16 protein-coding genes are annotated in these 17,709 nt (G+C 42.4%); 5 read left to right on the top strand and 11 right to left on the bottom strand.

Annotation, left to right across the window (positions count from 1 at the left end):
• Positions 1-12 precede the first annotated feature (12 nt).
• Together BM043_RS03860 and BM043_RS03855 are read left to right on the top strand one after the other, a co-directional pair.
• A complete protein-coding gene (locus BM043_RS03860) occupies positions 13-747 on the top strand; it encodes a LytR/AlgR family response regulator transcription factor (protein ID WP_092789012.1) in 735 nt (244 codons plus the stop codon).
• Positions 748-996: 249 nt separating this feature from the next.
• On the top strand, positions 997-1,752 hold the full coding sequence (locus tag BM043_RS03855) for a LytR/AlgR family response regulator transcription factor (RefSeq protein ID WP_092789010.1): 756 nt from the start codon (positions 997-999) through the stop codon (positions 1,750-1,752).
• A gap of 107 nt (positions 1,753-1,859) precedes the next feature.
• Here the strand turns inward: BM043_RS03855 and BM043_RS03850 are convergent, their stop codons facing one another.
• The 5 genes from BM043_RS03850 to ileS form a co-directional block, all read right to left on the bottom strand.
• The gene (locus tag BM043_RS03850) at positions 1,860-2,063 is read right to left on the bottom strand and encodes a hypothetical protein (RefSeq protein ID WP_092789008.1); all 204 of its coding nucleotides are present in this window, start codon (positions 2,061-2,063) and stop codon (positions 1,860-1,862) included.
• A gap of 268 nt (positions 2,064-2,331) precedes the next feature.
• Positions 2,332-3,678 carry a PhoH family protein gene (locus BM043_RS03845; protein WP_092789006.1) on the bottom strand — a complete coding sequence of 449 codons (1,347 nt, stop codon included), beginning with the start codon at positions 3,676-3,678 and terminating at the stop codon, positions 2,332-2,334.
• Positions 3,679-3,862: 184 nt separating this feature from the next.
• The gene (locus BM043_RS03840; RefSeq protein ID WP_092789004.1) at positions 3,863-6,802 is read right to left on the bottom strand and encodes a DEAD/DEAH box helicase; all 2,940 of its coding nucleotides are present in this window, start codon (positions 6,800-6,802) and stop codon (positions 3,863-3,865) included.
• 192 nt (positions 6,803-6,994) lie between these two features.
• Positions 6,995-7,630 (bottom strand): lipoprotein signal peptidase, encoded by a 636-nt coding sequence (locus tag BM043_RS03835; protein ID WP_092789002.1) that lies wholly within the window; start codon positions 7,628-7,630, stop codon positions 6,995-6,997.
• Positions 7,631-7,646: 16 nt separating this feature from the next.
• Positions 7,647-11,021, bottom strand: coding sequence for an isoleucine--tRNA ligase (ileS, locus tag BM043_RS03830; protein WP_092789364.1), 3,375 nt, complete (start codon positions 11,019-11,021; stop codon positions 7,647-7,649).
• A gap of 320 nt (positions 11,022-11,341) precedes the next feature.
• Between ileS and BM043_RS03825 the strand changes: the two genes are divergently transcribed.
• Positions 11,342-12,067, top strand: a complete 726-nt coding sequence (locus BM043_RS03825) for a hypothetical protein (RefSeq protein ID WP_092789000.1) — start codon at positions 11,342-11,344, stop codon at positions 12,065-12,067.
• A 13-nt stretch (positions 12,068-12,080) separates the two neighbouring features.
• On the opposite strand, the gene BM043_RS03820 is transcribed toward BM043_RS03825, so the two are convergent.
• The 5 genes from BM043_RS03820 to BM043_RS03800 form a co-directional block, all read right to left on the bottom strand.
• Positions 12,081-12,575: a hypothetical protein gene (locus BM043_RS03820; RefSeq protein ID WP_092788998.1), complete on the bottom strand. Its 495-nt coding sequence runs from the start codon at positions 12,573-12,575 to the stop codon at positions 12,081-12,083.
• A gap of 125 nt (positions 12,576-12,700) precedes the next feature.
• Positions 12,701-13,255 (bottom strand): hypothetical protein, encoded by a 555-nt coding sequence (locus BM043_RS03815; protein ID WP_092788996.1) that lies wholly within the window; start codon positions 13,253-13,255, stop codon positions 12,701-12,703.
• A gap of 194 nt (positions 13,256-13,449) precedes the next feature.
• The gene (locus BM043_RS03810) at positions 13,450-14,637 is read right to left on the bottom strand and encodes an RsmB/NOP family class I SAM-dependent RNA methyltransferase (RefSeq protein ID WP_092788994.1); all 1,188 of its coding nucleotides are present in this window, start codon (positions 14,635-14,637) and stop codon (positions 13,450-13,452) included.
• 57 nt (positions 14,638-14,694) lie between these two features.
• Positions 14,695-15,069 carry a hypothetical protein gene (locus tag BM043_RS03805; protein WP_092788992.1) on the bottom strand — a complete coding sequence of 125 codons (375 nt, stop codon included), beginning with the start codon at positions 15,067-15,069 and terminating at the stop codon, positions 14,695-14,697.
• Positions 15,070-15,501: a hypothetical protein gene (locus BM043_RS03800; RefSeq protein ID WP_092788990.1), complete on the bottom strand. Its 432-nt coding sequence runs from the start codon at positions 15,499-15,501 to the stop codon at positions 15,070-15,072. It abuts the gene before it with no gap.
• Between the two features lie 52 nt (positions 15,502-15,553).
• On the opposite strand from BM043_RS03800, the gene prmC reads away from it, so the two are divergent.
• Together prmC and BM043_RS03790 are read left to right on the top strand one after the other, a co-directional pair.
• A complete protein-coding gene (gene prmC, locus BM043_RS03795; protein WP_092788988.1) occupies positions 15,554-16,387 on the top strand; it encodes a peptide chain release factor N(5)-glutamine methyltransferase in 834 nt (277 codons plus the stop codon).
• Between the two features lie 94 nt (positions 16,388-16,481).
• Entirely contained in the window at positions 16,482-16,727 is a 246-nt protein-coding gene (locus tag BM043_RS03790) for a type II toxin-antitoxin system ParD family antitoxin (protein ID WP_092788986.1), read from the top strand.
• 200 nt (positions 16,728-16,927) lie between these two features.
• Here the strand turns inward: BM043_RS03790 and BM043_RS03780 are convergent, their stop codons facing one another.
• Positions 16,928-17,704, bottom strand: coding sequence for an alpha/beta fold hydrolase (locus BM043_RS03780; protein WP_092788982.1), 777 nt, complete (start codon positions 17,702-17,704; stop codon positions 16,928-16,930).
• Positions 17,705-17,709: the final 5 nt, after the last annotated feature.

The raw sequence follows: 17,709 nt of genomic DNA, 5'->3' as shown, positions 1-17,709 counted from the left end.
AAAAGAACAACTATGCGAGCCATTGTAATTGACGATGAACGATTAGCAAGGAAAGAGCTGATCACCCTTCTTAACCAATTGGAATCTGTCGAAGTCGTCGGAGAGGCGGTCAATGTAGAAGATGCCAAGGAAAAAATTGAGCAACTAAACCCGGATGTGATCTTTTTGGACATTCAAATGCCCGAGAAAACCGGATTTGATCTCTTGGAAGAACTCGACAATGTTCCCCATGTAATATTCACCACCGCTTATGACGAGTACGCTCTAAAAGCATTTCAGGTAAACGCCCTAGACTATTTGCTCAAGCCGATTGAGCCAAAGCGACTCGAAGAGGCAATTCAGAGACTCTCTGGCAAAATTGAAGCTTCAGCCAAACAGGAAGATTTTTCCTCGTCCTATTCCAATAAAAAGCTGACCTTGGACGATCAGGTTTTTGTCAAAGACGGAGACCGATGCTGGTTTGTAAGACTAGCCAATGTTCGCTTGTTTGAATCTGATGGAAACTACATCAAAGTCTATTTTGACAATGTGAAGCCCATGATTCACAAATCGCTGAATGCACTGGATGAGCGGTTGGACGAAAAGTCTTTTTTCCGAGCTAGCAGAAAGCATATCGTCAACTTAGGTTGGGTAGAAGGAATCGAACCTTGGTTTAACGGAGGCTTAGTCGTGACCCTCAAAGGAGGCGATCGGATCGAAGTGAGCCGAAGACAAGCTGCCCGATTTAAGGAAATGATGAGCCTTTAATCTTTCATTGACTTTCCAATTGATTTTTAAGGTTATACTGCCTTATTCTTAAGGCTAGTGAAATTCTGCATGGCCAATCTGATGGATGATGACCGCCCATTTTATGGTGAATTAGCTGATGTTAGATTTCATACCTAAAAAAAAGCATTTGATTTTCAGGAATTAATTGTATAATTAGTGTATAATTGAAGTAAGAAATATATACCACTTACGCATTATTCACTAAAAAGCATTGACTGCTAGCAACTTATGAAAGAAGAGCGCATCCTAATCGTCGAGGATGATCCCAGTATTGCGGAAAACATCCAGGAAATTCTTGAAATCTTAGGCTTTGAAAATATTGATATAGCCAATTCCGCCAATCAATGTATCAAGATTATCAAGAAGACCAGACCGGATCTGATTTTCATGGACATCAAACTGAAAGGGGATAAGGACGGGATCGAACTGGGAGAAATTATCCATCAGATGTTTGACGTTCCCTTGGTTTTTGTCACCTCCTATTCTGACCCGACTATTATCGAGCGGGCCAAGCGGATCAATCCAGCCGGCTTTATCGTAAAGCCATTTAACACCAATGACATTCATGCGATTGTAGAGATTGTTCTTTACAATAAGCGGACAAAGCCTAGCACAGAGACGGCCGTCGTCAAATCCCCAACCGAGAGTCCTTTCTTGGTGACTGATGCGGTCTTTATCAAAGCAGATAATGCTTTCGAGCGAGTGCCTTACGAAGAGATTTATTACATCGAGGCCAATGGAAATATGGTGACTATATTCACCAAAAACCGGGATTACCATATCAGAAAATCCATGAAAGAAATCGAAGAGATTTTGCCTTCTAATTTGTTTTTGCGGGTTCAAAAATCTTTTATCGTGTATCTCGGTCAGATCGAAAGCTTCAATACCAAAGAAATCACCCTAAAAAAAGGAGCAATTGTTCAGGTCGGGAGACAGTATTACAACAGCTTTCTGGCTAAATTGAATACTATTACGGAAAGTTGATTAAATAAAAAAAAGGTGAGCAAAGCCCACCTCTTTTATTTACCAAACAATCAACCAAATTAACCCTTACGAGGTTTTCTTTAAGAAGTCCCGGATTTCCGGGACTTTTAATTTTTGTAGATGTTTACCTGAAGAATTTCAGGACCGTTTTCTGAATCTATTCCGATCTGTGAAGTTGGTTTAGTAGTTTCAAATCGGGCAGTATGTTGTGCAAGATTGGCTTCAGATTTTGCTTTGATTACGATAGTCATTGCCATAGCCAATCCGAGTGCTGCACAGACGTTTTTTTGTGTGAAGATTGAAGTATTCATGGCATTAAATAATGTTGGTTTCGTTTTGTACCAAGTCTATATGCCAAAAGGCGACCAAAGTCAAAAAAGCCCCAAAAATAAAAATAAAGGGGGTTTTACCAAGAAATACTGTTCGTAATCGTACGCTATTCTATCAGTGGCGGACGAAATAGTGTGGAGTTTTGGGTTACAAGTTTTTGGAAATTTTAAAAAAAATATTAGCGTAATTTTGGAAAGCAAAAAAAAGTAAAAAGCTGTCTCTAGACAGCTTTTTTTATAACAAAAGATTTTACAACAATTCATTCGCCAGATTCGCCAAATCCGATCTTTCTCCTTTTTCTAGTTTAATATGAGCATAGAGGGGATGGTCTTTGACTCGGTCGATCAGGTAAGACAGACCGTTAGATTGTGAATCCAAATAAGGCGTATCAATCTGATGAACATCTCCCGTAAAGACGATCTTGGTATTTTCTCCTGCCCGTGAAATAATGGTCTTGATTTCATGAGGAGTCAGGTTTTGCGCCTCATCCACAATAAAGAAAATATTGGAAAGTGATCGCCCACGGATATAGGCCAAGGGCTGAATGACCAGCTTCTCCTGATTTACCAATTCAGTGATTTTCTGGTATTCCTTATCAGTCTCTTTGTATTGATTTTGGATGAATTTCAGATTGTCCCAAAGCGGCTCCATGTAGGGATTGAGCTTGGATTTGATGTCTCCAGGCAAGTAGCCGATGTCTTTATTGGAAAGAGGAACAATGGGCCTTGCCAAGAATACCTGCTTGTATTCTCTTCGCTGTTCCAGTGCTCCGGCTAGAGCCAAAAGGGTTTTTCCTGTTCCGGCCACGCCCTGAATCGACACCAATCGGATATTGGGATTGGTGATGGCATGCAAGGCAAAGGTCTGCTCGGCATTTTTAGGCTTGATATTGTAGGCCAACTTTTTGTCTACCCGCTCCAGAATATTTTCTTCCGGATTGTAAAAAGCCAACACGGAATTCTTGTCGCTTTTCAAAATGTAATAAGCATTGGCTTTTCGTTTTCGGGTACCGAGTATTTCCTTAGCATCGATATATCCCGAGTCATAAAGCATGTTGATGGACTTTGGATCCACATTTTCCAAAATGTATTTCCCGGTGTTTTCGAGCTCATTGATATTTTTGATTTTGCCAGTTTCGTAGTCTTCGGCAAGAATTTCTAGGGATTTGGCTTTCAGTCTGAGATTGATATCTTTTGAGACCAGAATGACCTTCCGGTTTTTCTCGTTTTCTTTGAGATAAAGTGCTGCATTGAGGATTTTATGGTCATTTTTTTCCTCTCCAAAAATCACATTGGCATTGACCTTATTTTCGGGATTCATTAATACTTTGAAGTTTCCCTTCGTTTTTCCGTTAAGCGGCGTCCACTCGTGAATCATGTGGTCCATGGATAGTTTATCCAGCAATCGGATAAATTCGCGAGCCTCAAAGTTTTTGGTGTCATTGCCTTTTTTGAACTGATCGAGTTCCTCCAGCACGGTAATCGGAATGACCACGTCGTGCTCGGCAAAGTTCATAATGGAGTTGTGGGCGTACAGGATCACCGAGGTGTCCAGCACAAAGATTTTCCGATCTTTATCGGCTTTGGCTCTAGGCATGTGCAGGTAGGTATTTAGTGGTATCGTGTTGGTTTAATTTAGAAAAATATCCCATCCATTAGCTAAGATTTAACAATAAATTATGATTAAATAAATATCAACAGGCTTTATCCAGTTGAAAATCAAGCCAATAAAAAAGGGTGAGAATATGTCATCCCCACCCTTTTTATCTCTTTACAGAGATTTAATCCAAAAGTGCCGCAATATCCTGCTGATCTAGACTTTTCATAAAGCTTTCTTCGGTGGAAATCAGCTCTCCTGCAAGCGCAAGTTTGCGGTTTTGAAGGGCCATGATTTTCTCCTCGACCGAATCCCTCGAAATGAATTTGTAAATGATCACCTTGTTTTCCTGTCCGATCCGGTGTGCCCGGTCGATGGCTTGGGCTTCGACGGCAGGATTCCACCACGGATCTAGCAAGAAAACATACTCGGCTTTGGTCAAGTTGAGACCTACGCCTCCTGCCTTGAGTGATATTAAAAATACCTTAACCTCATCTTGCTCTTGGAATTTTTCCACTTGTGCTTGTCGGTCTTTGGTGGAGCCATCAAGGTAGGCATAAGGAATACCCTCTTCTTCCAAGTATCTTTTGATGATGGCCAAATGTCGGACAAATTGGCTAAACACGAGGACTTTGTGCCCTTCCGAGATCGTCGATTGCAGCATATAGGTCACGTCCTCCAACTTACCTGAATCACCCTCGTAGTCTTCCCGTACCAGTTTGGGGTGATTGGCAATTTGGCGGAGTTGGGTGAGACCGCGGAGCAAGGTAAACTGCTGAGATCCCCGTCCTGCCACGCTGAGTTCTCCGATGATTTTTTCCCGATAGTAGGTCTTGACCTCCTCGTACACTTTTTCTTGTGCCGGAGTCATCGCAGAATATTTCACATTGGTGATTTTCTCCGGAAGGTCTGTGGCCACTTGGGTTTTGAGACGGCGAAGGATAAAGGGTTTGATCAGAGCATTCAGTTTGACAGCTTTGTCTTTATCGTTTTGTTTTTCGATTGGCTGAAGAAAATTCTTTTTAAAGGAATTCTGATTGCCCAATAATCCGGTATTGATAAAATTCATCTGAGACCAAAGGTCCATGGTGCCGTTTTCGACTGGCGTACCGGTAAGGATGAGTTTTTGTTTACTCTTGAGCTTATTGACAGCTAAAGCAATGTTGCTATTGGGGTTTTTGATCGCCTGGGATTCGTCCAGAATGATATAATTGAAGTAAAAATCCTTCAAAATATTCACGTCCAGACGGGTAATTCCATAGGAGGTCAAGACCAAATCATAGTCCCGGAATTTCCAGGGATCTTTGATCCGCTGTGTGCCCGAATACACCAAAATTTTGAGTTCGGGTGCAAATTTCCTAGCCTCCAATTCCCAATTGTAAATCAGCGAAGTCGGCATGACCAATAGGGAAGTGAATCCTGGGCTTTCTTGCTTTTCGTAAGCCAGTAAGGCCAACGTCTGTACCGTCTTACCCAAGCCCATATCATCGGCAAGGCAACCTCCAAACCGAAACTCGTTTAGAAACCGAAGCCAATTGTATCCGGCTTTTTGATAAGGACGGAGCGTGCCCTCAAAATATTCGGGAAGCTTATAATCCTCGATACTTTCAAAGTCACGCAATTGCTCCAATTTCCGACTCAAGGTGAGCTGAACTAAATTTCCTTCTTCTAATTGCTTGGCTAAGGCGATATGATGCTTTCGCATGATGATCTGATCCGTGGTACTGCCCTCCTCCATAAAAGAGAAAATCTCCCCATAATTCACATACCAAGATGCAGGAATGACGGCAGTTTCTCCGTTTGGTAATTCGAATTCCGTCTTGCCACTCAGGATCATACTTCGGATTTTGGCAAAAGGGACCAGATAGATTCCGAATTTGATCATGGCTTTGACATCAAACCAGTCGATGTTTTCATTGACCTCAATGGTGATTTGAGCTTTGCCGATGTGGTAAACCTTTCCGGCGGGATTTTTTCGTTGGACGATTTTTATCTTTTTGGCTTCCAGTTCTTCTTCATGATCCGAAATCCACTCAAAAGCTTTGGTCTTTGACCAGGAGACTTTTCCCTCACGCACTGGCAGACCGAGGTCATTCAGTACCTTTCCAAATGATTTCTCTTTCTGCAGACTTCGAATCGTTTTTTTGAAAATAAAATCCCCGTCCTTTTCGACAAGTGATACGGACTTTCCGGCAGATTCATCTTTCCCAGTTTCAATTGGAAAGTCGTTTTCACCGTATTGAAACCGAAGCTCAAACACCATAAACTCTTCTTTTTCTCCTTCTGACTCCTCTCCAAAGAGATCCCGGTTAGCATTACCCGGCAAATCCTGAATCGTCAGTAAAACCTGCGGAGTTCCTCTAGCCGTATCAATTTTAAAACCCCTCGCATCCACATCATACTGGGTCAGTAGGGGAGCCATGAATTTCCTGAAGTAGGTAGGCTCCATTTTTTTGTCAATGACAATAAATTTTTTGTTGAGAAAGGGCAGAAGCTTTCTTCCGTCCACTTCTTTTTCAAAATGAAAAAGCTGTTGATTGACAATCAGCCACGCTGGATCTTTACAGATCAGGTAGCCTCCTTTATATTGCCATTCTACTTTTTCACCTTGATATTTTATGGTTGGGAAATAGTGAGTATTCTCCTCATTGCGATAAAAGTGAAACATAATCGACGCTCCGATTGGATTTACGGTGATCTCACGCCAGGTCGGGTTGCCATCCGAACCCATTTCAAAAAGGCGCTTACCGATCAGCAAAGGGAGAATTTTGGCACGACGCATCTCCAGCCCTTTTTCCAATAATTCCTGAAGTTTTAAATCTTCTGTTTTAGGGTCAAAAACGCGCTCCAAGTATTCCTTTGGTCGGAGATTTTTTCGTTTGATATGAGGCTTGATGAGCAAATCGGGCTGCATCGCATCCATCATTTTGATGAGTTCATAGTCTCGCTTGTCCAGTCCCGAATCAAACTCCTTGGCATTGGCAGAGCTGATATTTTGATAGGCATAGGAAAGACGTCCCTTGTCGTCGATTTGAACTACAAAGGATTCGATTAAGAGACCTAGATATTCGTGGCTAAAAATAGAATAAACGATTTGAAAGGGCTTTTCAGCATCTACAATCATAATGAGGGAATAAATAAAATCAGGAGAAAGAATGGGGTAAATTTCCTCCTGAATAAAGTTTTAAGGATTGTGAATAAGGTAATTAGCGTGAAAGTTACTAAAAATACCCTTTGGATTTAAAAAAATGCAGACTTTTTAGCCCAATAAAAATCTCCGACCTGTTTTTGATCGGAGATTTGATTAGGGTTTTGATTAGTCCTTGGTAAGCAATGCCGCTTTATCCTTGGCTTCTTGGTCTTCATCCGAGTTTTTTTCCGGAAAAAAACGACTTTGAAATACCAATATAATCGCTACTCCTATGAAAATGGCGGCATCGGCAACATTGAAAATAGGCCATAGTGCCGTGTAGGAACCTCCCCAAAGCGGAATCCAACTTGGAACATATCCCTCCCAAATATCAAAATAAAACATATCCACCACCTGCCCATGAAACCATGGAGTCGGGGCATTATAGGGAGCATTATTTAACCAAACTCCATAAAATACAGAATCAATTAGATTTCCTATAGCACCACCCAAAATCATCGCTATACATATAATATATACTGTATGATTTTTTTTCTTTATTATATAATATAGGTAATACCCAATACCCATCATCGCTACTAATCTAAATGAGGTGAGTAGCATTTTGCCATATTCTGTTCCCAATTCCATCCCAAAGGCCATCCCGGGATTGGTGGTGTAGTGTAGCTTAAACCAATCTCCAAAAACGGGGATCTGACCCGGCGTACCGAAATCCATTTGGAAATGAACCAGCATTTTTACCACTTGATCGATGAAAATGACCAAAAAGGTGATGCCAAAATATTTGAGGAAGTTTTTCATTTTTATAAGTATGCCATTAAGCTTTCTGTACCAAAACGGCGAGTTCGAAATCATCCATGTCCAACAAGCTGCCCTCACCATTGAGCGCCTTTACCTCTAGAGCCCGGGCTTGGGTTTCGGATTGGATATAGTTGCCAAATGCAGATACGGCTGCCTCGACCAAAGGATTTCCTTCGGCGATTGCAATCGAGATTTTATCCTGAACTTCTAGCCCCATTTCCTTGCGGAGATTCTGTATTCTGTTGACCAGATCTCTGGCGATTCCCTCTTGTCTGAGCTCATCAGTCAAGGTGACATCCAAGGCCACAGTTACACCAGCATCTGAAGCCACCGACCATCCCGGGATATCCTGAGAGGAGATCAACACCTCATCCAATAGAATCTGAACTGCCTTTCCTTCTACATCAATGGCAATATTTCCGTCGCGCTCGATTTGATTAATTTCATCCTGTCCCCAAGATTTGATTGCTGAAGCGACAAAACGCATTTTAGGACCATATTTCTTGCCTAAAACCGGCAAGTTTGGCTTGACCTCTTTTACCAAGATGCCCGAGGCATCATCAATGTATTCGATCGCTTTGATGTTGACTTCACTTTTAATCAGCTCTTCCACGTGCTCGATTTGGGTTTGGGCTTTTTTGCTCAAAACCGGAATCAAAATTCGTTGAAGGGGTTGACGTACTTTTAGCTTTTCCTTTTTACGGAGGGAATGTACCAAGGATGAAATAGTTTGGGCCAAGTCCATGCTGGTTTCCAAATCTTGGTTGATCATTGACTGATCAGCAGATACCCAATCCGTCAAGTGAACGGATTCTCCACCACTCTGACCGGCTTCCGATAGATTTTTGTACAACCAATCTGCATAGAAAGGCGCAAAAGAAGACATCAACTGTGTCAGGCTAAGCAAGCACTCATAAAGAGTCTCGTAGGCAGCCTGCTTATCCGCATTCATATCGCCTCTCCAGAATCGCTTTCTCGCTAGGCGCACATACCAATTGGAGAGCTGATCCACCGTAAAGCTCATTATTGCACGGGTAGCCTTGGTCGCATCGTAATTATCCATAGATTCCTCTACCTCGGCAATGAGGGATTGAAGCTTGGAGATGATCCACTGATCCAACTCGGCACGCTCACTGACTGGAACCGACTTGGATTTATCATAGACAAAAGCATCCAAATTGGCGTAAAGGGCAAAGAAATTATAGGTGTTTTGAAGGGTTCCAAAGAATCTACGCTGTACTTCAGTAACTCCGTCCAAGTTGAATTTTAAGTTGTCCCAAGGATTGGCATTGCTCAGCATATACCAACGCAAGGCATCCGGGCCATATTCTTTCAGCGTCTTGAATGGATCCACGGCATTGCCCAGTCGCTTGGACATTTTGTTGCCGTTTTTGTCCAAGACAAGACCATTGGCGATTACGTTTTTGAAAGCGACCGAGTCAAACAACATCACGGCGATCGCATGCAGGGTGAAGAACCAACCTCTCGTTTGGTCCACCCCTTCGGCAATGTAATCTGCCGGGTAATTGGCTTTGAAAATATCCTCGTTTTCAAAAGGATAATGCCACTGTGCATAAGGCATGGCACCGGAGTCAAACCATACATCGATCAGGTCCGGTTCACGGAACATCTTTTCGCCTTTGTCAGAAATCAAAATCACATCATCCACATAGGGCCTGTGGAGGTCAAGCTCCTTGCCTTTGTAAGGCGATTGGGCCATAAAGCCCGCTGCTACGGATTTTTCGATCTCAGCATGGAGTTCATCGATTGATCCTATGCATTTTTCTTCTGTGCCGTCGCTTGTTCTCCAGATCGGAAGCGGTGTCCCCCAAAATCGGGAACGGCTGAGGTTCCAGTCCACCAGATTTTCTAACCAGTTGCCAAACCGACCTGTACCCGTAGCTTCCGGTTTCCAATTGATGGTCTTATTCAGCTCGACCAGGCGGTCTTTGAAAGCGGTAGTTTTGATAAACCAGCTTTCTAGTGGATAGTACAAGACGGGCTTGTCCGTACGCCAGCAGTGAGGATAGCTGTGCTCGTATTTTTCGACCTTGAAAGCCTTGTTTTCATTTTTTAAAATGATAGAGATGATGATGTCTGTGTTTTTGAAATCAGTGGCACTTTCATCGTCATCTGTATAGTTTTTTACATAGAAATTATCTGTACCAAAAGTTTTGTGAGCAGTGATTCCATGTTCCTGCATTTTGGCGGCTAAATACTCTCCGACCACAGGAATAAATTTTCCCTGCTTGTCCACGACGGGGATATCATTTCCCAATTCATCTTTGACAAATACCCCGGGCACATTGTTTTGAACCAAGGTTCTAAAGTCATCCGCACCAAAGGCCTTGGCCAAGTGGACGATTCCTGTACCGTCTTCGGTCGTCACATAGTCACCGGAAACCACCGTAAATGCCGGATGAGGAAGCTTCAAGGCCTCAATAGGAAATAATTGCTCGTATTCCCAGCCCAGCATGTCTTTTCCTTTAAACTCCTCGATCACTTCGTAGGGGATGAGTTTGTCTCCCGCTTGGTAATCTTCCAGTTTCAGCTCGGCCGCTTTAGGATTCAAGTAGGCTCCCATTCGTGCTTTTGCCAGAATCACGTTTGCAGGCTCATGGGTATAGGGATTGAAGGTTTTGACCTTGACATAATCCAGGTTTTCTCCGATGGCCAGTGCGGAATTGGAAGGCAAGGTCCAAGGCGTAGTCGTCCAAGCGAGGATGTAGGTATTTTCCTGATTTTTCAGCTTGAACTGCGCCGTAATGGAGGTGTCTTTGACATCCTTGTATGTTCCGGGCTGATTGAGTTCGTGAGAACTTAGCCCTGTTCCCGCAGCAGGAGAATAAGGCTGAATGGTGTATCCTTTGTATAAAAGATCCTTGTCATAGAGTCGCTTGAGCAAGTGCCAAAGCGTCTCGATGTACTTGCTGTCAAAAGTGATGTAGGGATCGTCGAGATCGACCCAATAGCCGATTTTCTCGGTCAAGTCATCCCATTCATCTTTGAAGCGCATGACGGTTTCCCGGCATTTGCGGTTGTATTCCTCGACGGTGATTTTCTTACCGATATCCTCTTTGGTGATACCGAGTTCTTTCTCCACCTGTAGCTCTACCGGAAGTCCATGCGTATCCCAGCCTCCCTTGCGCTTTACCTGAAAGCCTTTGAGCGTCTTGTATCGACAAAAAATATCCTTGAGGGTGCGAGCCATCACGTGGTGAATCCCGGGAGTCCCATTGGCGGAAGGCGGTCCTTCAAAAAAAGTAAAGGTTTCCGCTCCCTCTCGGTTGGCGACGGATTTTTCGAAGATTTTATTTTCTTTCCAATATTGAAGAACCGACTCTCCGATATGTGGATAATCGACTTGTTTGAATTCCTGGTACGTTTTCACAGTGTCCTTTTTTGAGGGATTAGGTGAAGAAAAAGGAGAGATGCCAAGCATCCTCCTCAAAACAAGCCACAAAGATAGCAGAAAAGGGCCTTTTTGACAGGCTTATTTCAAAAAATGGTATTCAGTTTTATCTCCCTATGAGAACTTGAGTCAGTTTAAATTCGAAAGTCAATAAAATAAAGACACTAGATTCTTCCAAAATCACTGAATAATAAAACTTGAGTATTATTAAAAAAAATATATAAACAATTGCTTTTCAGATTATAAAGTTTATTTTCATCCAATTTTTAATTCATTTGATATCTTGAAATAATCCAGATTTGAAAACCAAACTCTTTCCTCGCCTTCACCTTTGGTTGATTTTGCCATTTGTACTTACCCTTGCTGGATTTCACCAGTATTGGATGGGATTCACCACCATGCCTTTTCATTGGCATTTGCATGGAATCTCAGCTACGGCTTGGTATCTGGTTTTGATTGCCCAGCCCTGGATTTATCAGCATAAGTCCATTCATCTTCACCGGAAAGTGGGCATGATCGGTTTGGTCTTGGCTGGATTTGTGACGGCTTCCGGATTAAATATGGTCAAAGGAAATCTGCTGTCCACCGAAGCCAGTCCGCTGTTTGATGTCCGCTACAGCCTTTCGTCATTGGATTGTCTTTTTATCGGATTCTTTATGCTTTCGGTGATATTGGCGGTGATGAATGCGAGGAATACGGCCTCCCATGCCCGGTGGATGATCTCGACGGTTTTTTGGGTACTTTCTCCGGCAACCGTGCGCCTTTCCTATGTTCCCTTACTGATGGTATTCCAACCGAAGAGTTTCTCCGACTTACCCTTTATCTGGTCGGATGTCTTTGTGGGCAATCAGGTGCTGATTATACTGGTGCTTTTATTTTTGATTTTCAGGGATTTTCAAAAGGAAAAGAAAATCTATGCCTCCTATGTTTTGGTGACGATCGTACAGGTTTTGGCTATTCCCATTCTCCTGTTTTTAAAAGATTCCCCTTGGTTGAGGGAATTGATGAACTCGGTGTTTTTGTGAGTTTGCTTCTAATTCAACTGATCGCCACATAGGTTTCGTGAAGTAGGGTCCATTTCTTCCCTTCTTTTCGATAGAGTTTCAAAATTACCCCACCACTTTCCATAGACATGACATTTTCAAATACCAACCCATAAATCTCCTCATTTTTCCCTTCCTGAATTAGGGGAAAGGACAATTGATAACCCGTTTTGGAAAGTTGGGCTTGGATCATTTTGGGTTTGACTTTTCTTGGCTTTTCGGTTTGCAGGGATTGCTCAAAAGCTCGAATCTGCTGCCTCGTAATTAAGCTGTCCAGATTGAAGCTCTTGGTCGGATCTAAAATATCCTGCTCAAACGCAAGAGAAAATTCCCTATAGGTTCTAAACTTATTCTTAGGGCTGTAAAACTCGGAGTTGATAGATTTTATGCCATTTTCGCCTACCACTTGATTGAGTAGGGAGTATTCGAGCTCAGGCGGTTTGCCTTGAACTAGAAAAATAAAGCTTAGGACGATTAGAAAATTTTGCATCGAAAAGTTATTTATCTTTAGTTACTTATTCTGGTTTTACTTGCTAGAATCGATAGGAAAAATTAATCTAATAAATCAATTTGAGGAATTCAAGTAGATTGAATAGAGGTGGGGCATAATTAGCTTTACTCAATAGAAATCATAGTTTTATGTATTTTTTCCCAAAAACCCATTTCAATTCGTTTGTATATACAATAAATGGTTTCTCCTTCAAATGATTCAATGATTAATGCATATATTTCCCCACGTTCGCTTTTCAGGACAATTGGATTTGTAAAATAAAAAACACTGGTATTTGCTTGGTTAAATTTTACTTTTTTACAATTACTATCAATTTCTTTTCTTTTAATTTTATTGCGGTTCTTCAAAGAAATTATACTATCTATTTTTTCTTCATAAGGTTGCCCAATTAAACTATCCAAAACAAGATTTTGGTTAATTGCAAAGAGGTCTTCATAATCTGCTTTTTTAGGATTAAAGTCTTCATATTCAGCAAAACCTTGAGATTCCCATGAAATAAATCGATTATTTATAGTGCACCAATCTCTCTCTACTAGCAATTGACTGATCAAGGAATATTCTAAAGTTTGTGCAGTAACTTGTTGGGCAAATAATCCAAATGTCACCAAAACTAGCTTAAGTACTAGGTTGACCTTTAGCATATTTGTTTGAAGTTTCATTGTTTGTAAAATGCACAAAGAGATTGGACAGTATCAAGAAGGCTCCAAGTTCTCATCACTCTGAGCACTTGAGGTAAGGGAGTTTCGAAATCGAAGGGTACTCATACATTTAGACTCCCGTCTTTAGGGTACTCGGACTGACCATTTTTTGAACTCTTAAAGCAAATGGTGTCTTTTCGATTAGCCTTGGACCCTTACTTCTTCATCAACCTAGCAATATAAAAACCGTCGAATCCACTTTCATGGGCCAACACCCGCTGCTCTTCGAGTAACTCAAAATCCTTTCCGGCTTCGGAATTTAAGAATTTCTCGATTTGCTTCTCATTTTCCGAAGGCAAAATGCTACAGGTCGCATAGACCAATTGCCCACCCTTTTTTAGCATGCTGGGATAGGATTGCAATATTTCCTGTTGGGTTTCCTGCACTTGGGCAATGGATTCAGGGCTGAGTTTCCACTTGGTATCGGGATTTCGGCGGAGTACACCCATACCGGAGCAAGGCACATCCAGTAAAAGCCGATCTGCGGACTCTTTCAGCCGCTTGATAGTCTTGGAGCCCTCAATCACTTTCCGCTCAATGATGTCAATTCCGTTTCGTCGTGCCCTGAGCTTGGTTTGCTGCAGTTTCCACTCCTCAAGATCCATGGAGAGAATTTTTCCCTTGTTCTCCATCAAAGCTGCTAGATGTAAGGTTTTGCCACCCGCACCGGCACAGGCATCGATTACGCGCATTCCCGGTTCCACGGCCAAAGCAGCAGCGACCAACTGGGAAGAGGCGTCCTGAACCTCAAAAAGTCCTTCCTTAAAAGCCGGGTTCCTGAAAATATTCTGTCTTTCCTCCAGGATCAAGGCATCCGGATAGCCTTTGACAATGTAAGTGCGGATACCATCAGCAGCCAGACGGTTTTTAAGTTGCTCCCGGTTGATTTTTAGTGTATTCACCCGAAGCACCACTTCTGCCTCTTCATTGAGACTGTGGATTTCCGGGGCCCATTTATCGCCCAGTTCTTTTTCGCCCAATTCCTGCATCCAATCGGGGATCGACTCCAATAGCGCCGGTTTCTCCAAGGCTTCGTAGCGGGTTTTCAGTTTTTCGGGATTAATCCGCGCAAATTCCTCCCAAGGCGGCAGCTCATTTCCCTGCATCAGCCAATAGGTGCCAAAAAGATCCCAGTAGTCTTTTGAGGGACTGAGGTAATTGATCAGTCTCCACCAGCGCACCATTTCATAAGTGGTCTCTGCGATAAAAGAGCGATCTCTCGCCCCCCATTTGGGATTGGATTTGAGGGTTCGCTCGATCACCTTATCGGCGTACTGTCCCTCTTCAAAAATGGCTTCCAAAGCGGAATGAACCCCTCGGATGGTATTGTTATGCAGCTTCATTCGATTCTATTTCTGCACAAAGGTAGGTTTTCTTTCCGAGTCTTTTGAATCCTCCAATCAAAAGGGCTTAAAGCTCAGGGAAAGCCGAACTCCTTCCCGTGCTACGGCCGAACCGAAATCATAACGATCCCCAAAATAGCCCTCGGCCAATAAATAGTTGGGATCATAAATTGTCAAGCCATTTGTCAAGCTGGGAACGCTTTTCAGGCTTTGCTTGCGAAACTCCAAAAAATTGGCTCGCAGACCCAAGTCCAGCTTTGGGGACAGTGACCAGGCAAAAGCCAAATCCAAGCCCGCTTTCCAGTTATTTTGCTCCATTTCCCGTACGATTGGCCCGGGAGCAATCGATAGACAATTCGGACAAGGCCACCAATACCAGTAAGAATAGTCTGGAAAAATCTCCAATTGCCCATGGGTTCCACTTTCATTCATTCAGTAAAAATTAATGTTGAGCGAGGTTTTTTCACCCAAGTTGATCTGGCGCTGAATAAATGCACCAAAACCAATCAATTCGCTTTGTAGTCCAACTGGTATATTTTCCGTCGTGTTGCCAATGTAAATCGGGTTTCCATTCTCATCCGGCTCCGGACCGTAAATTTCTCGATATCGCTTCCCGTCTTCCTGCTGCTGATAGGTAGCGCTAGGTCCCTCCAACAGTCCAATGGCCCATTTCTCACCAATCGGTATGCCTACAAATAATCTAGCACTTCCAAATCGATTTTTTTCGGGGGCAAAAAATTGTGGATAGCTCAGGGACTTTTCCCAGTAAGTACCGTCGAGCTCAAAGAATACACTGCGTTTTTCCTGAGCATAAGAAATGAAAGGAAGAAATAATATCCAGGAGAGTGAAATTAGTTTTTTCATTTAAAGCGACTTTAGTGTTTACCTTTACGAATACTTAAGAGAATTCGCTACAATGATTAATTATTCCACACTCGTCAAAAAATGGGCGGGGCAGTTATCGCTTTATGAGCAGGCTGAAGCTCAAGCGCTCATTGAGTGGCTGCTAGAGCATCACTTGGGCTTGAGACGAGTGGATATGATGCGGTTTTTGGAGGAAAAAGACCTTCCCAAGGCACTGAGAGATGATTTTGAGCGATTGAAAACCGGAGAGCCCATACAGCAGATTTTGGGTAGAGCTCCTTTCTATGGCAGGGAATTTCAGGTGAGCAGGGATACTTTGATTCCCAGAAATGAAACCGAGGAACTGGTGCATTTGATCATCAAGGAGAATCCGAAACCAGGTCTTAAGATTCTTGATATTGGTACCGGCACAGGTTGTATTCCGATTACCTTGTTTTTGGAAATGAACGAGGCAGAAGTTTACGGATTGGATGTTTCTGCCTCCGCCTTAGCCATTGCTCAGAAAAATGGAAAGGCGTTAAAAGCAAAGGTGAATTGGATTCAGTTGGATATTTTGAAAGAAGAAATTCCAATCCAAGACTTGGATATTTTGGTTAGCAATCCTCCCTATATTCCTGAAAAGGGCAAAGCCAAGATGCATTCCAATGTCCTGGATTTTGAGCCGGAACTGGCACTTTTTGTACCCGATGAAGATCCCTTGCTTTTTTACCGGAGAATTGCCGAATTGGGAAAAAAGGCATTAAAACCAAAGGGAAAACTTTACTTCGAAATCCACGAAGACTATGGAAAAGAAGTCCAGGATTTACTTCTGCAAAAAGGCTATACGGAGGTGAAGGTAATTCAAGATTTGAATGGAAAGGATCGGATGGTGTTTGGACAATTTTAAATTTTGTAACCCATAAGTGAAACTTTGACTTCAATATTTACTTATTGAAGTCAATACCAATTTTTGGTATATTTGAATTTAAACAAGTTGAAAAATGGGAAAAAACACATCTATTTCTTTAGGTGTCCATTTTGAAGAATTCATCCGTAAGGAAGTGAATTCTGGCCGATATGGTTCAGCTAGTGAAGTAATTCGAGCGGCCTTGCGCCTTTTAGAATCAGAAGAACAAAAGGAAAGGGAATTGATCAAAGCACTCCAAGAAGGAGAGCAAAGTGGTTTTGTCGAAGACTTTGATTTTCAGAGACACTTAAAAGTTAAACTTTATTCTCATTTAGATTAAGAAATTTACTCAAATTGGCTTCCAATAAACCAGACTAACAGACTACTCATAAATAAGGTCAAAGAGAAAAACAAAACCTCAATTTTAATAGTGCCCTGCTCTTTATTTTTAATTGCCCGGACAAGCTGTTTACTACGAAAAGTAAGGCCAATAAAAATAAGGGGAAGAATGAACAAGATTAATGGATGCATAATTGTCGGCTAGCTTTTTAAACTGGTTTTTTCACAAAACCCCCGCACAATCTCCAGAGTCCGCTCCTTCTCCTCAATCATTCCCATGTGGCCTGTGCCTTCGAGTTCCACATAATCGGTAAAGGCTGTTTTCTGCTGACGGCTAGCTTCAATTTTGACCGCCCCGTCTTCCGTACCGGCAATCATGAGTTTGGGACCTTGAAAGTTTTTCAATACTTCGAATCGATCCTTGCGGTCCCGCATCGCCGCCATGAATGCAATCAATCCCCCGAGTGTGGATTGTCGGGCTTGTTCGATTGCCAAATCAATCGCATCGGCAAACTCCTCCCGATGTGCTTCAGAAAACAAGGGTGGAACAAAGGAAGTCACGAACTTTTCCACACCGTTTTTCTTTAAAAATTGAATCGCCCGATTCCGCATTTCCTTTTTCTCTGCATCATCGGCAAATGCCGTCGAGTGAAAAAGTCCAATCCCTTTGATTTTATTTCCCATCAATTCCAAAAGTGCCAAAGCCACATAGCCACCCAGCGAATGACCGATAATAATTGGATTTTCAATGGCATTTTCTTCCATCCATTCCTCCAACACCACCGCGGTTTCTTCCAGAGAAATTTCCCCATGAGGTAGGATGCTTTTTCCAAATCCCGGTAAATCAGGACAAAAAATCTGAAAATCTTCCGAAAGGGCTTTGGCAAAATCTGACCACATCATACCGATCTCACAATAGCCATGAATCAATATCACAGCAGGACCTGTTCCTTCGGTGAAAAAATGAATTTTAGACACGGTTT

Source organism: Algoriphagus hitonicola, from assembly GCF_900113375.1.
GTDB lineage: Bacteria > Bacteroidota > Bacteroidia > Cytophagales > Cyclobacteriaceae > Algoriphagus > Algoriphagus hitonicola.
The sequence above is the reverse complement of the archived record's forward strand: the minus strand, read 5'-3'. Positions and strand labels throughout refer to the sequence as shown.

What these genes read in the sequence shown, in the direction of transcription:
- BM043_RS03860 (WP_092789012.1), top strand. Translation starts at nt 13, where the DNA reads ATGCGAGCCATTGTAATTGACGATGAACGATTAGCAAGGAAAGAGCTG.
- BM043_RS03855 (WP_092789010.1), top strand. Translation starts at nt 997, where the DNA reads ATGAAAGAAGAGCGCATCCTAATCGTCGAGGATGATCCCAGTATTGCG.
- BM043_RS03850 (WP_092789008.1), bottom strand. Translation starts at nt 2,063, where the DNA reads ATGAATACTTCAATCTTCACACAAAAAAACGTCTGTGCAGCACTCGGA.
- BM043_RS03845 (WP_092789006.1), bottom strand. Translation starts at nt 3,678, where the DNA reads ATGCCTAGAGCCAAAGCCGATAAAGATCGGAAAATCTTTGTGCTGGAC.
- BM043_RS03840 (WP_092789004.1), bottom strand. Translation starts at nt 6,802, where the DNA reads ATGATTGTAGATGCTGAAAAGCCCTTTCAAATCGTTTATTCTATTTTT.
- BM043_RS03835 (WP_092789002.1), bottom strand. Translation starts at nt 7,630, where the DNA reads ATGAAAAACTTCCTCAAATATTTTGGCATCACCTTTTTGGTCATTTTC.
- BM043_RS03820 (WP_092788998.1), bottom strand. Translation starts at nt 12,575, where the DNA reads ATGCAAAATTTTCTAATCGTCCTAAGCTTTATTTTTCTAGTTCAAGGC.
- BM043_RS03815 (WP_092788996.1), bottom strand. Translation starts at nt 13,255, where the DNA reads ATGAAACTTCAAACAAATATGCTAAAGGTCAACCTAGTACTTAAGCTA.
- BM043_RS03810 (WP_092788994.1), bottom strand. Translation starts at nt 14,637, where the DNA reads ATGAAGCTGCATAACAATACCATCCGAGGGGTTCATTCCGCTTTGGAA.
- BM043_RS03805 (WP_092788992.1), bottom strand. Translation starts at nt 15,069, where the DNA reads ATGAATGAAAGTGGAACCCATGGGCAATTGGAGATTTTTCCAGACTAT.
- BM043_RS03800 (WP_092788990.1), bottom strand. Translation starts at nt 15,501, where the DNA reads ATGAAAAAACTAATTTCACTCTCCTGGATATTATTTCTTCCTTTCATT.
- prmC (WP_092788988.1), top strand. Translation starts at nt 15,554, where the DNA reads ATGATTAATTATTCCACACTCGTCAAAAAATGGGCGGGGCAGTTATCG.
- BM043_RS03790 (WP_092788986.1), top strand. Translation starts at nt 16,482, where the DNA reads ATGGGAAAAAACACATCTATTTCTTTAGGTGTCCATTTTGAAGAATTC.